This window comes from Winogradskyella epiphytica, assembly GCF_003217215.1.
GTDB classification, from domain to species: domain Bacteria; phylum Bacteroidota; class Bacteroidia; order Flavobacteriales; family Flavobacteriaceae; genus Winogradskyella; species Winogradskyella epiphytica.
Map to the genome: position 1 here is coordinate 1,122,688 of NZ_QJTD01000001.1, position 14,240 is coordinate 1,136,927.

The 14,240-nt window shown below is 34.9% G+C and carries 14 protein-coding genes and 1 tRNA gene; 10 read left to right on the forward strand and 5 right to left on the reverse strand.

Features of this window, described 5'->3' with window-relative positions; all coding sequences use genetic code 11:
* The first annotated feature begins 8 nt into the window (after window positions 1–8).
* From DFQ11_RS04905 to DFQ11_RS04950, 10 genes are all read left to right on the forward strand, one after another.
* Complete coding sequence (locus tag DFQ11_RS04905) at window positions 9–590, forward strand: RNA polymerase sigma factor (RefSeq protein ID WP_110474710.1); 582 nt, start codon at window positions 9–11, stop codon at window positions 588–590.
* Window positions 591–594: 4 nt separating this feature from the next.
* A complete protein-coding gene (locus DFQ11_RS04910; RefSeq protein ID WP_110474711.1) occupies window positions 595–1,344 on the forward strand; it encodes a tetratricopeptide repeat protein in 750 nt (249 codons plus the stop codon).
* Window positions 1,345–1,517: 173 nt separating this feature from the next.
* Complete coding sequence (locus tag DFQ11_RS04915) at window positions 1,518–2,285, forward strand: TatD family hydrolase (protein WP_110474712.1); 768 nt, start codon at window positions 1,518–1,520, stop codon at window positions 2,283–2,285.
* Window positions 2,286–3,314: an asparaginase gene (locus DFQ11_RS04920; RefSeq protein WP_110474713.1), complete on the forward strand. Its 1,029-nt coding sequence runs from the start codon at window positions 2,286–2,288 to the stop codon at window positions 3,312–3,314. It abuts the gene before it with no gap.
* A gap of 85 nt (window positions 3,315–3,399) precedes the next feature.
* A tRNA-Ser gene (locus tag DFQ11_RS04925) sits at window positions 3,400–3,487 on the forward strand.
* A gap of 75 nt (window positions 3,488–3,562) precedes the next feature.
* Entirely contained in the window at window positions 3,563–4,330 is a 768-nt protein-coding gene (locus DFQ11_RS04930) for a MotA/TolQ/ExbB proton channel family protein (protein WP_110474714.1), read from the forward strand.
* A gap of 9 nt (window positions 4,331–4,339) precedes the next feature.
* Window positions 4,340–4,777, forward strand: coding sequence for a hypothetical protein (locus DFQ11_RS04935; protein WP_110474715.1), 438 nt, complete (start codon window positions 4,340–4,342; stop codon window positions 4,775–4,777).
* 6 nt (window positions 4,778–4,783) lie between these two features.
* Window positions 4,784–5,419, forward strand: coding sequence for an ExbD/TolR family protein (locus DFQ11_RS04940; RefSeq protein ID WP_110474716.1), 636 nt, complete (start codon window positions 4,784–4,786; stop codon window positions 5,417–5,419).
* An 11-nt stretch (window positions 5,420–5,430) separates the two neighbouring features.
* Window positions 5,431–5,892 carry an ExbD/TolR family protein gene (locus tag DFQ11_RS04945; protein ID WP_110474717.1) on the forward strand — a complete coding sequence of 154 codons (462 nt, stop codon included), beginning with the start codon at window positions 5,431–5,433 and terminating at the stop codon, window positions 5,890–5,892.
* 94 nt (window positions 5,893–5,986) lie between these two features.
* Window positions 5,987–6,685 (forward strand): porin family protein, encoded by a 699-nt coding sequence (locus DFQ11_RS04950; protein WP_110474718.1) that lies wholly within the window; start codon window positions 5,987–5,989, stop codon window positions 6,683–6,685.
* On the opposite strand, the gene DFQ11_RS04955 is transcribed toward DFQ11_RS04950, so the two are convergent.
* The 5 genes from DFQ11_RS04955 to DFQ11_RS04975 form a co-directional block, all read right to left on the reverse strand.
* The gene (locus DFQ11_RS04955; RefSeq protein ID WP_110474719.1) at window positions 6,680–7,288 is read right to left on the reverse strand and encodes a hypothetical protein; all 609 of its coding nucleotides are present in this window, start codon (window positions 7,286–7,288) and stop codon (window positions 6,680–6,682) included. The genes DFQ11_RS04950 and DFQ11_RS04955 overlap by 6 nt on opposite strands.
* 12 nt (window positions 7,289–7,300) lie before the next feature.
* Window positions 7,301–8,767 carry an RNA polymerase factor sigma-54 gene (gene rpoN / locus DFQ11_RS04960; protein WP_110474720.1) on the reverse strand — a complete coding sequence of 489 codons (1,467 nt, stop codon included), beginning with the start codon at window positions 8,765–8,767 and terminating at the stop codon, window positions 7,301–7,303.
* Between the two features lie 74 nt (window positions 8,768–8,841).
* Complete coding sequence (gene asnS / locus DFQ11_RS04965; RefSeq protein ID WP_110474721.1) at window positions 8,842–10,290, reverse strand: asparagine--tRNA ligase; 1,449 nt, start codon at window positions 10,288–10,290, stop codon at window positions 8,842–8,844.
* A 47-nt stretch (window positions 10,291–10,337) separates the two neighbouring features.
* On the reverse strand, window positions 10,338–12,722 hold the full coding sequence (locus tag DFQ11_RS04970) for an efflux RND transporter permease subunit (RefSeq protein ID WP_110474722.1): 2,385 nt from the start codon (window positions 12,720–12,722) through the stop codon (window positions 10,338–10,340).
* Window positions 12,723–12,900: 178 nt separating this feature from the next.
* On the reverse strand, window positions 12,901–14,181 hold the full coding sequence (locus DFQ11_RS04975) for a DUF5686 family protein (RefSeq protein WP_110474723.1): 1,281 nt from the start codon (window positions 14,179–14,181) through the stop codon (window positions 12,901–12,903).
* Between the last annotated feature and the right edge of the window lie 59 nt (window positions 14,182–14,240).

The window sequence follows — 14,240 nt, forward strand, 5'->3', positions numbered from 1 at the left end:
AAGGGTTCATGAGCGATAAAATTTTACACGAGGATCAGAAGTATATAGATGGACTAGCTGAAAACAATACCTTTATTATTCAAACCATCTATGATAAGTTTGCGCCTAAGGTGATTAACTATATAAAACAGAATAGTGGAGATGTTTATGACGCTCAAGATGTTATTCAGGAAACAATAATTACCATATATAACCAGGCCAAACAAAAACAACTACAACTCACTTGTCCCTTTGATGCTTATTTTTTCTTGCTCTGCAAACGAAAATGGCTCAACCAATTAAAGAAAGCTAATACAAAGGAGGTAACAATTAACGAGGAAATCTTATCTAAGGAAGAAGATGCACAGGTTTTATCTTTTGAATCAACAGTATTTGAAAACAAAGAAGCCTTATTTAACGAGATGTTTCAACAATTAGGTGAAGCTTGTAAAGAATTACTCAAAGCCACGTTCAAAATTAAATCGATGGAAGAGGTGGCAAAAAGTCTGGATATTAGTTATGCCTATGCGCGTAAGAAGAAATCACTTTGTATTGGACAGCTGACCAAATTAGTAAAAGCATCACCAAAATTTAACCAACTTAATTATTAGACCAATGGAAGACCAAGATTACATAATGTTTGAAGCTTATCTCTCAGGAGATTTGTCGGCAGACGAATTAAACGCTTTCAATGAACGGTTAAATACAGATGAGCAGTTCCAAAAAGCCTTTAAGATGTACCGAGACTTATCGTCTCATTTAGAACACAATATCACAAACGAACAAGAGTCTGCAGATTTTAAAGCCAATTTAGATGTAATTTCTAACCAGTATTTTAACAAGATAGACGATCCAATTGGTACGACAACGGACGAATCAGGGAAATCGAACTTTTATAAATACGCTATTGCAGCTTCAGTCATTTTATTATTAGGTATTTTCGTTTTTAACCAATTCAATACACCTACTTATAAGGACTATAACAATTTTGAACCTATTAGTTTAACTGTTAGAAGTTCAGATAACGCTATTTTTAATCAGGCGGAACAGAGTTTTAATGCCAAAAATTATGAAGAAGCTCTTGTAGCTTTCAACAGTATTTTAGAAGAAGATTTTTCAAATTTAGAAATTCAACTTTATAAAGGTATCGCCTTAGTTGAAACCAATCAATTTGAAGAGGCTGATGATTTACTCAAAAAACTATCACAAGGAAATTCGGCATACAAGCACAAAGCGAAATGGATTTTAGCCTTAAGTTATTTAAAACAAGAAAATAAATTGGCCTGTATAGAAACTTTAAAAACCATACCTAAGGAGGCGGAGGATTATAAGCGCGCCCAAGACTTATTAAAAAAGCTTGAGTAAAGTAGGGTCTTACACTATTATACGAAGTACATTGAAAGAAGTAATACTGATTTCAAACTAGTAAGGTCTTGTTTTTGTACAGGATTATAAACCAATAAACCTTGAGTGTACTTCATAAACAAATACTCCAAGGAATGTCATTATAACCAAAATGACTTTTTTACTTTTGCAAAATGATAATTACAGATACACACACCCATTTATATAGTGATGCTTTTGCTGAAGATCGTGCGGAAATGATCCAACGTGCCATTGATGCTAAGGTAACACGATTCTTTATTCCAGCTATAGATTCAACATACACTTCATCTATGCTTCAGCTTGAAAAAGATTTTCCCAAACATGTATTTCTAATGATGGGATTGCACCCCACTTCTGTAAAAGAAAATTATAAAGAAGAATTAGCTCATGTTGAAGAATTTTTAGCGGCGAGAAAGTTTATTGCGGTAGGTGAAATTGGGATTGACCTTTATTGGGATAAATCGACTTTAGGCATTCAAATTGAAGCCTTCAGACATCAAATTAATTTAGCCAAACAATATAAGTTACCTATTGTAATCCATTGTAGAGAGGCTTTCGATGAAATTTTTCAAGTATTGGAGGAAGAGAAATCCGATGACTTATACGGCATTTTTCATTGTTTCACAGGAACTTTAGAGCAAGCGAAACAAGCTATTTCTTATAATATGAAATTGGGAATAGGTGGTGTAGTAACCTTTAAGAATGGTAAAATAGACCAGTTTTTAAATCAGATAGATTTGAAACACATCGTTTTAGAAACCGATTCGCCTTATTTATCACCAACACCATATAGAGGGAAGCGAAATGAAAGTGCTTATATTACTAGGGTATTGGAAAAATTATCGGAACTTTATGGCCTAAGTCAGGAAGAAATTGCTTCCATTACCACTGAAAATTCAAAAGCTATATTCGGAATATAAATGACAAAACAACCTAACATCTTATTAATCTATACAGGCGGAACCATCGGTATGATTAAAGACGCCGATACAGGTGCGCTTAAAGCCTTTGATTTTGATAGTTTGCTGGATAAGATTCCAGAATTACGACTTTTAGATTGTAATATCGAAACGGTGTCTTTTGTAGAGCCTATCGATTCTTCGGATATGAACCCAAAGTACTGGGCCGATATCGTTAAAATAATTGAGGAACATTATTTAGATTTCGATGGATTTGTGGTGTTACATGGTAGTGATACCATGAGTTATACGGCTTCGGCTTTAAGTTTTATGCTAGAAAACTTAGCAAAGCCTGTGATCTTATCAGGGTCGCAATTACCTATTGGCGATTTAAGAACAGACGCTAAAGAGAACTTAATAACCTCCATACAAATGGCAGCGCTGCATATAGAAGGACTGCCAGTAATTAGAGAAGTAGGGTTGTATTTTGAATATAAACTTTACAGAGGAAATAGAACGACCAAGTTAAACGCCGAACATTTTGAAGCTTTTGAGTCACTAAACTATCCTTACCTAGCCGAGTCTGGTGTACATTTAAACGTGCATACCGAAAATTTATGGAAGCCAAAGCCAGAGACGTCCTTGGTAGTTCGTACGGCAATGGACACTAGTGTTGGTTTATTAAAGTTATTTCCAGGAATATCGAAACCTATCTGTGAAGCCATTTTTACATCTAAACTCATTAAAGGGCTTATACTAGAAACTTATGGGTCTGGAAACGCATCAACTGAACCTTGGTTTTTAAAATTAATTGAAGACGCTATTAAGAGAGGTCTTCATATTGTAAATGTCACCCAATGCGCAGGCGGAAGCGTAAATATGGGGAAGTATGAAACAAGTTCAGAATTAAAAAATATGGGGGTAATATCTGGAAAAGACATCACTACAGAAGCTGCAGTCGCAAAAATGATGTATCTTTTGGGTGAAAAGGTTCAAGCAAAAGATTTTCAGTTTTACTTTGAAACCTCCCTTAGAGGGGAAATGTCCTAAAAATAACAGAAAATAACATTATAAATTTTAGTGTTTGAAGATTTTTTCGTTATTTGCCCTACTGTAATTTTGGGTTAAAATTAATAGAGAGGTGGCCGAGTGGTCGAAGGCGCACGCCTGGAAAGTGTGTATACTCCAAAAGGGTATCGAGGGTTCGAATCCCTTCCTCTCTGCTGATATTTTACGCTTGATTTACATAAATTTTTTTATCTTTAACACTTTAACTAATAAAATTAAGATTAAGAACAATGAAAAGACTATTTTCTATCCTTGCCATAACATGTTTAATGGCTATCGGAACTGTTAATGCTAATGCAACGACGTTAGCTACTACAACAGCAACAGTAACAAGTGTAACTCAAGACGTAGACGCTGCTTCTGAAGACTTGAGCTTTCACCAAGAATTAAAAAAGCGTTTTATCGAAGGTGGTCCAGGCTTTATGGGTATTGTACTACTATGTTTAATTCTTGGGTTAGCGATTGCTATTGAGAGAATTATCTTTTTAAACCTTTCGACTACAAACACTAAAAAATTAACTCAAAATGTAGAGGATGCACTAAATTCTGGTGGTATCGAAGCGGCTAAGGAAGTTTGTAGAAATACAAAAGGACCTGTGGCTTCTATATTCTATCAAGGTTTAGACAGAGCAGACGAAGACATTGATGCTGCTGAAAAAGCTGTAGTGGCTTATGGAGGTGTTCAAATGGGACAATTAGAAAAGAATGTTTCTTGGATTTCTTTATTCATCGCTTTAGCACCAATGCTTGGGTTCATGGGTACGGTAATTGGTATGATTCAAGCCTTTGATAAAATTGAAGCAGCTGGTGATATGCAACCTTCTTTAGTAGCAGGTGGTATTAAAGTAGCACTTTTAACAACAGTATTTGGTCTTATCGTAGCGATTATACTTCAAATTTTTTACAACTATATCATTGCTAAAATTGATAGCATTGTAAATGATATGGAAGATGCATCAATCACTTTGATGGATTTATTAGTAAGACACAAAAAATAAAAATTAATTATGCACAAAATATTCAAAATATTAGCCGCTCTTCTAAGCTTATTTGGCATCATTTCTCTTGTGAGAATTCTAAGTGCTGGAGATGAAGCGATGGAAACTGGCGAAAAAGCAGGTCTGTTTGAGCCTATGGCTTACACTGCCTATATTATATTAGGATTGGTTATTGCATTTGTATTAGTTTTTGTTATTAAAAACCTTTTTACAAATACAGCTACCCTAAAAAATACTTTAATCGGAGTTGGTGCTTTTGTAGCAGTTCTTGTTATTGCTTATGTAATTTCTGGAGGAGATGCAATGGCTTACAAAAATGGTGATGTTATGGCTACCGAAGGGGAGTCACATTTAGTAGGAGCTGGATTGATTGCCTTCTATATACTATTGGCTGTTGCAGCTATAACCATGGTATTCTCAGGAGTTAAAAAAGTAATTAGTAAATAATATAATATGGCAAAGAGAGCAGCACCCGAAGTAAATGCAGGATCAATGGCTGACATTGCCTTCTTATTACTTATCTTCTTCTTGGTAACAACAACTATTGAAAAGGATAAAGGACTATTAAGAAGTTTGCCACCTATTGATGATACAGAAGTTGAACCACCGATTATTAGACAAAAGAACCTATTTACTGTGCTAATAAACCGTAACAACCAATTGTTAGTTGAAGACGAGCAAATGGAACTTAAGGATTTAAGACAAGCAGCAATTGAGTTCTTAGATAATGGAGGTGGCGAAAACCAAGCTGGTGAAACTTGTGATTATTGTCAAGGAAAACGATTAGATGATTCATCCGATCACCCTGATAAGGCAATTATCTCAATGAAACACGATAGGGAAACCACTTATGAAAAGTACATTGAAGTACAAAACGAGTTGGTTGCAGCCTATAATTATTTAAGAGAACGTGAAGCGTCAAGATTATACAAAAAGTATTATCCAGATGCAGAATTCGTTTATGCTACAATGCTTGAGGAAAAAGAGAAAAATCAGTTTAGTAAGGATGAGGTTCTTAACGAACGTATTGAAACCGTTAAGAAATTATTCCCAATGAAATTGTCTGAAGCAGAACCTGATAAAAATTAAAAGTAACAATTATGTCTAAATTTAGAAAGAAAGATAAAGGTGAATTGCCAGCGATTTCAACGGCATCACTTCCGGATATTGTTTTTATGTTGCTTTTCTTTTTCATGGTTGCAACGGTAATGCGTGACAGTTCATTAATGATTGAAAACATTTTGCCAAGCGCAGATCAAGTGGAGAAACTTAAAAAGGATAGAACCGTTTTTATCTTCGCAGGTAAACCAAGTAGTCAGTATAAACAATTTGGAACTGAGCCAAGAATTCAATTCAATGATGCTTTTATAGCTGTAGAAGATGTTAAACCATCAGTATTACAAGCGATTTCAGAATTGAATGAGGAATTACAAAGTAAAGTGGTCATCGGTCTTAAAGTTGATAAAAAGACCAATGCAGGTTTAGTATCCGATATCAAACAAGAATTACGAAAAGCAAATGCATTGAAAGTAATGTACATTGCAAACGTAAAAACAGAGTAAAAATAAAATTCTTAATTTTATATACTAAACGTCCTGAGAAATCAGGACGTTTTTTTTATGAATTAACATCTAAAGATTTTGTAGTTTTATCCATATGAAAAGTTATGTTTTCCTTTTAATGGCACTCACTGGGGTTTTTGGTTTTTCACAACAAGATGATACCGAGAAATCAGAACTTTATAAGAATTATAGAGAAGATCAATTCTACGCTGCTGTCACCTATAATCTTTTAAGCGAAAAGCCTAATGACGTTACTCAAAGTGGCTTTTCTTCTGGCTTTCACTTCGGGTTTATTAGAGATATGCCAATAAATAAGGATCGTGATTTTGCTATTGGATTGGGCCTAGGATTATCAGCCAACTCGTACAATCAAAAGAATATGTTGTTAGAAGAGACGGATCGAAATATACAGTTTCATATCATAGATGAAGGTGATTATAATGTATCTAAAAATAAGTTTACAACTTATGTCCTAGAAATGCCTTTGGAAATAAGATGGCGAACATCTACTGCCGCGAGTTATAATTTCTGGCGCATTTACACCGGTTTTAAAGTGGGTTATGTGTTTTATAATTCGACTAAGTTTCTAAGTGAGGCGGGAAATCAGAGACTGTCTAATATCGATAGTTTTAATCGTTTTCAGTATGGATTAACTTTAAGTGCGGGCTATAATACCTGGAACTTTCACGTGTATTATGGGTTAAATCCAATCTTCGATGCTAAAACCCAATCGGACAATAAATCGGTTGACATGAAATCCATAAAAATCGGACTTATGTTTTATATTTTATAACCAATAATTTAAGAATATAAGTTGCGGCATAAAGCCCGTAAATAGACCTAGTAATAACTCCTCATTGGTATGTGCTTTTAAATGTAAACGGGAGGTGGCAACAGCGCCTGTAATGATCATCATTAACGCAATGGTTCCGTTTATATTAATATGATAGTGTAAGCCTATAGCAACGGCAAACATGAAGAATCCCGTAACTCCAATCATATGAATACTGGCTTTCACCTTAAACATGGCCAAAATAAAACAGGCAAACGTTGAGCATAAAATTCCTAAAAAGAAGAAATATAATTCTATAATTTCATCAGGAGGAAGAACTCTAATTAGAATCAATAAAGTAATCACCGCATTTATAAATAATGGAATTAAACGCTCTTTGGTGCTTTTTAATTCTATGGTCTGAACCCTATTGATGGTCTTCAATAAAAAGTAAAGGAGAATGGGTAAGATAATCGTTAGAATAACTATAGAAATTATCTTTGCCTTAACCACATGTTCCGGTATAAAACGTGGTGTTTTAGAAAAATAAAAAAGGACGCCCAACAAGGGCATAATTATAGGATGAAAAACATAAGAAATAGCTTTTAAAATAAAATCTTTCATCCAATAGAGCTCTTATAATTCCTTTCTTAAGCGTGCTACAGGAATATCTAATTGTTCTCTGTATTTTGCTACAGTACGTCTCGCAATGGGATACCCTTTTTCCTTAAGGATTTTAGATAAGGCCTCGTCCGTCATCGGTTTCTTTTTATCCTCTTCTTCTATAACAGTTTCAAGAATCTTTTTAATTTCTCGAGTAGATACCTCTTCACCTTGATCGTTTGTCATGGATTCAGAAAAGAACTCCTTGATTAATTTCGTACCGTAAGGGGTGTCAACATATTTACTATTGGCTACACGAGATACTGTAGAAACATCCATTTCAATTTCGTCAGCGATATCCTTTAAAATCATCGGTCGTAAGTTACGCTCATCACCAGTTAAGAAGAACTCTTTTTGGTAATGCATAATAGCACTCATGGTTACAAATAACGTTTGTTGACGTTGTCTAACAGCCTCTATAAACCATTTTGCGGCGTCTAATTTCTGCTTAATAAACATCACCGCATCTTTCTGAGCTTTCGACTTTTCTTTACTCTCTTTATAGCCCTTAAGCATATTGTTATACTCACGAGACACATGAAGTTCAGGCGCATTTCTTCCGTTTAGGGTCAATTCCAATTCGCCATCCACAATTCTAATCGCAAAATCGGGAACTATATGTTCTACGATTTTGTTATTTCCAGCATATGAACCACCAGGTTTAGGATTTAAACGCTCAATTTCCTCGATAGCATCTTTTAAAGCTTCTTCGTCAATGCCGAATTTCTGCATCAACTTTTTATAGTGCTTTTTAGTGAATTGCTCAAAACCTTTATCTATAATAGCTGTGGCCATTTCAACATCGGGATGCTGCTCTTTTCGGTGCAACTGAATGCTTAAACATTCTTGTAAGTTTCGTGCACCAACACCGGCAGGGTCTAACTGATGTACAATTTTGAGAACGCTTTCAACTTCTTCTTCTGTGGTATATACATTTTGAGTAAATGCTAAGTCGTCTGTAATATCAGATAAAGAACGACGGATATAACCACTCTCATCAACACTGCCCACTAAGAAATAGGCAATTTCTTCTTCTTGTTCTGTTAATCTAAATGTGTTTAATTGATTGATGAGATGCTGAGTAAAAGAAGTTCCGGCAGCATAAGGTACCGTTTTCTCCTCATCATCGGCACTGTAATTATTAGCTTGAGTTCGGTATTCTGGAATTTCGTCGTCGCTTAAATACTCATCAATATTAATGTCTTCCGCGTCAATGCTTTCATTGTCGTTATAATCATCTTCCGAATTATCAAACTCGTCATAACTATCGTCTACCGCATCCGATTCTTTGCCAGTATCCAAGGCAGGGTTTTCCTCTAACTCTTGCTTTAAACGTTGTTCAAAGGCCTGTGTAGGCAACTGAATCAACTTCATAAGCTGAATCTGCTGCGGAGAAAGCTTTTGTGAGAGCTTAAATTGTAAAAACTGCTTTAGAGACATAATTTTTTAGATAATTATAAAAATAATAAAAAAACCTATCAGGTAATAATACCCGACAGGCTTAAATATAGTAATTAAAAGTCAGCATTCTGAGGTGTTCTAGGATAAGGAATCACATCTCTAATATTGCTCATCCCTGTAGCGAACATCACTAAACGTTCAAACCCTAATCCAAATCCTGAGTGAACCGCAGTTCCGTATTTGCGTAAGTCTAAATACCACCATAATTCTTCTTCAGAGATATCTAAAGCTTTCATTTTTTCTTTTAAAACATCTAAACGTTCTTCACGCTGAGATCCACCCACCATTTCTCCAATACCAGGGAAAAGGATATCCATAGCTCTTACCGTTTTACCATCTTCATTCAAACGCATATAAAATGCTTTGATATTTGCTGGATAATCAAATAAGATTACTGGACATTTAAAGTGCTTCTCTACTAAGAAACGCTCGTGCTCAGACTGTAAATCTGCGCCCCATTCTTCAATAATATAATTGAATTTCTTCTTCTTATTAGGTTTAGAATTCTTTAATATATCGATAGCTTCCGTATAGCTTACACGCTTAAAATTATTATCTACAACAAACTTAATTTTTTCAATTAAGCCCATGGCACTGCGCTCAGCTTGTGGCTTAGTTTTTTCTTCGTCCAGTAAACGCTTATCTAAAAACTCTAAATCTTCTTTATTGTTTTCTAAAACATAGCTTAACACATACTTTAAAAAGTCTTCGGCTAAGTCCATGTTTCCAGCTAAATCCATAAATGCCACCTCAGGCTCAATCATCCAGAATTCTGCTAAATGGCGAGAAGTGTTGGAGTTTTCTGCTCTAAACGTAGGTCCAAAAGTATAAACCTTCCCTAAAGACATCGCATAAGTTTCAGCTTCAAGCTGACCAGAAACCGTAAGATTAGTTTCTTTTCCGAAGAAATCTTCTTTATAATCAATGTTGCCATCTTCAGTCAATGGCGGATTCTTTTGGTCTAAAGAACTCACTCTAAACATTTCACCTGCACCTTCAGCATCACTTCCTGTGATAATAGGAGTATGCATATAGAAAAAGCCATTCTCATTAAAATACTTATGAATAGCAAAGGATAAGGATGAGCGTAATCGCATGACCGCACCAAAGGTGTTCGTTCTAGTACGTAAATGCGCATTCTCTCTTAAAAATTGGAATGAGTGTTTTTTTGGTTGAATGGGATAAGTTTCAGGATCTGAATCTCCTAAAACTTCTAATGTTTTCACTACCAATTCTACAGACTGGCCTTTCCCTTGGCTCTCTACCAATTCGCCATTAACCTTAATCGCAGCTCCTGTAGTGATGCGTTTTAGTAAAGCGTCGTCAAAATTTTCAAAATCGACAACACATTGAATATTATTAATGGTAGAACCGTCATTTAAAGCGATAAATCGATTCGCTCTAAAAGTTCTTACCCAACCTTGAATAGTAACATCTTGTAGGGTTACATCATTCACGGTTATATCTTGCGATAATAATTCTGCTACAGTTTTTGACTTCATTTTATAAATATTTTTATGCGATACTAAATAGTTAATCTTTTGTTTTATTAATCTTCATCCTCCGCAGGGATAACATCTATTGAAGGCTTTTTTAATACTTCCTTATTAGCAATATTTCGTTCTAAAGATAATAATAGCGAAGGTAATAACAGTAAGTTAGAAAGCATGGCAAAGAGTAAAGTAATAGATACTAAAGCGCCTAACGCTACGGTGCCTCCAAAACTAGAAATTGTGAATACCGAAAATCCAAAGAACAAGACTATAGAGGTATAGAACATACTTACCCCAGTTTCTCTTAGAGCACCATAAACGGATTTTCTAATCTTCCAATGATTGGCTTGTAGTTCTTGTCTGTATTTTGCTAAAAAGTGAATGGTATCATCTACCGAAATACCGAAGGCAATACTAAAAACTAATATGGTTGAAGGTTTAATTGGCACGCCAACAAACCCCATTATTCCAGCCGTGACTAATAGTGGTAATAAGTTAGGAATTAAGGACACAATAATCATCTTGAACGAACGGAACAAATAGGCCATAAACAAGGCAATAAGTACAATCGCTAAAGTTAGAGAAATCACTAAATTTTTTACCAAATACTTAGTTCCCTTTTGGAAGACTAAAGCCTTTCCGGTCATGGTAACGTTATAGCGTTCTTTAGGAAATACTTTATCAATTTCATTTAGAAGATCTTCCTGAATGCGCTCCATCTTGTCGGTACCAATATCCTTCATAAAGGTCGTGATACGGGCATACTGACCAGTACTATCAACGAAATTAGAGAGCATATCAACATTCGATGTAGAATTTTTAGCGTAAGAAAGGATAAAACTATTTTCCTGACTAGTTGGTAACTGATAATATTTAGGATTCCCGTTATAATAAGCTTGTTTACTATACTTCACTAAGCTCACCACAGAGATTGGTCTAGAGAATTCTGGAGTTTCAATAATTTTGTCTTCCAGTTTTTCCATGCGTTTTAAAGTGGCTAACTTCATAACACCTTTTTTACGCTTGGTATCAATCATAATCTCTAATGGCATAATACCATTAAACTCATCTTCAAAGAAGCGAATGTCTTCGAAGAAGCCGGTATTTTGAGGCATATCTTCAATAAGACTTCCAGAAATTTTAATTTGATAAATTCCAATAATACTTGAGACGATTAAGATAAGTGCCGTGATATATATGGTGATTTTTCTGTATTTCACCATACGCTCAATCCAATTCACAAAACCACCAATCCAACGTTTATTCAAATGCTCTAAATGGCGATCTTTCGGATAAGGTAAAAAGGTGTAAATAATAGGAGTGATAAGTAAACATAGCATGAAAATAGCCAGAATACTTAACGAGGCGACGATACCAAATTCCTTTAATAAAGTACTTTCGGTTAGGATAAATGTAGCAAAACCTGAAGCGGTGGTCACATTGGTCATCAGCGTAGCATTCCCTACTTTGGTAATCACACGTTGTAAAGATTTTACTTTGTTCCCATGAGATTTAACTTCGTGCTGATATTTATTGATAAGGAAAATACAGTTCGGAATCCCAATAACAATGATTAACGGTGGAATTAAAGCCGTAAGTACGGTAATTTCATAACCTAATAATCCTAATATACCAAAAGTCCACATCACACCAACACAAACAACAATCAGTGAAATAAATGTAGCTCGGAACGATCTAAAAAACAGAAAGAAAATAAAGGAGGTTACAAAAAGAGCGGCCGCAATAAAGATTGGGATTTCATCTACAATATTCTGCGCGTTCAAGGTTCGGATATAGGGCATACCTGAAGCTCTAACATCCAAACCGGTTTTGGCCTCAAAATCTTCAATCTTTACAATGAGTTCATCAATAATAAAGTCCTTTCGAGCTGCGGTATTTACAATGTCTTTCTTAAGATATATAGCCGTTCTAATCGTTTTTGTTTCAGCATTAAATAAGAAATTATCGTAAAAAGGGTATTGCTTAAATAATTGCTCTTGCAGGTGATCTATTTCCTCAATACTTGACACTGAATCCTTGATAAAAGGCTCTAATTCAAACTGCTCTTTTTCTGTATTCTTAACAAGTTTTTGAAGGTCTTTTATAGATAATACCGACTCCACTTCCTCATAACCCTTAAAAGAATCAGCAAGTGCATTCCAAGCATTAAGTTGTTTTACAGTAAAAAGCGTCGAGTCTTTAACACCGAGAACAATGAGATTACCTTCTTCACCGAAAACCTCTAGGAAATCATTATAGACAAGATTTACCTCGTGGTCATCTGGTAAGAGATTCGCTTCCGTAAATGTGAATTGCATATGTTTCCACTGCATGCTAAAAAACACGGTAGCTAAAACAATAGCAATTAGTATAAAGATTTTATTACGTAGGATGAGTCTCGCAACAGCTTCCCAAAATCCTGTAGTCAATAATTTAAACATACCTTAGTAACTGCCTTAGAGCACGCTCTTAAGACATGATTTGAGTTCATTATTAATAAAATGATGTAATCATCATAACAATTGCTCTCTATGGATGAGAGAAAATGTGCGGCAAAGGTAGAAAAAACCTAAGGATTTGTGAGGTAATTAACAGTATTATATAATACCTAACTTTATTTTAAAGAGCAAGATTAAAAGTAAACTTAAAAGCAAAGTTATCTCCAATACTAGGCAAGTGATAACTCCCATACCTGTACGCGAAACTAAGTCCAAACCCCAACAGTAATTTATTAATCTCAAAACCGGATTCTGAATAGAGTTTATCTAACGTATTAAAAGCAATACCTTGATGACTGTCTTTACTGTTCATATCACCAACGGCATGACGAGATATTAATACCAATTGTGGTTTAAATCGATGTGTAATGTTGAAAGGCTTAAAGAAATGTTTCAATTGTAAAGTGGAAAACTTATCACTGAAAAACTCATTAAAGTACATGGTTTCAAAACTATTTAAACCGGCTACTGAAAACCGTTGTAGTATAGTTTCTTTATTGATGTTGTTAGGGTAAGCGTGGTATAAATGGGTGAGAGGGGCTTCTCCTCCTGCAATTCCTGCCACTAAAGTTAAGTTAGTAACAGAGCCATTAAAATGCTTGAATTGCTGTATCGTTCTAAAGTCTAATTTTGAGAACTGGAAATCAGACCCAAAAACGGATTTAAACCCTTGAGTCAACTGAAGCGTAAACTTCGGATAACCATCTTTCGTCTCTCTAATTTTATCATTTTCCAATACATAAGTACTAAACGGACTCCATTGTAATGCAATTTTTGCAGTACTTAAATCGAAAGTTTTATAGCTCGTATCGTCTAATATATAAGTGTAATTGTAGGTCGGATTTACTTTTACATAAGCCACTTCTGTTTCCGACAAAAGATGATTAGAGATTTTATGCTCTAAAGCCACCGACTTCGTGATATGTCGGTGAAACAAATCGATATTTAATAAACGCGGTTCAAAAAAAGTAAAGAAACGCTTATCGGTTAGAAATGTAGAACTTCCTGTTTCTTGAAGATCATCTACATAAGCTAAGTTCACCCAGGTATTCGACTTTTCTTTAATTCTAAATCCGCCGCCAATTTTATACTTTAATTTTTTGTCTTTAAATCCGTAAACGATATAACCATCAATACGGTAACGCTCTGAAAAATTGTTGTTTGTAATGCCGCCTAATCCAGTTCTAAATCCTTCGTATTGGTTAAACTTTATAAGGTAACGTAAATCGGCATTAAAATATTTAAATGGAAGAAAGCCATTGCCAATATTGGTTAAGAAAGCTGCTTTTTTAATCGAGTCTTGAGCAACTTTTACGGAATCCTTTTCTTTTTGAATCGGTTCTTGCGCATAGCTGTTTGTTGCGAATATGAGAAGAAAAACAACAAACAGATGTTTTAACATTAGGAATGGTATTAAGGTAGAAGCAAATATTAAAGTACACTATCAATCCATCTCGAAAC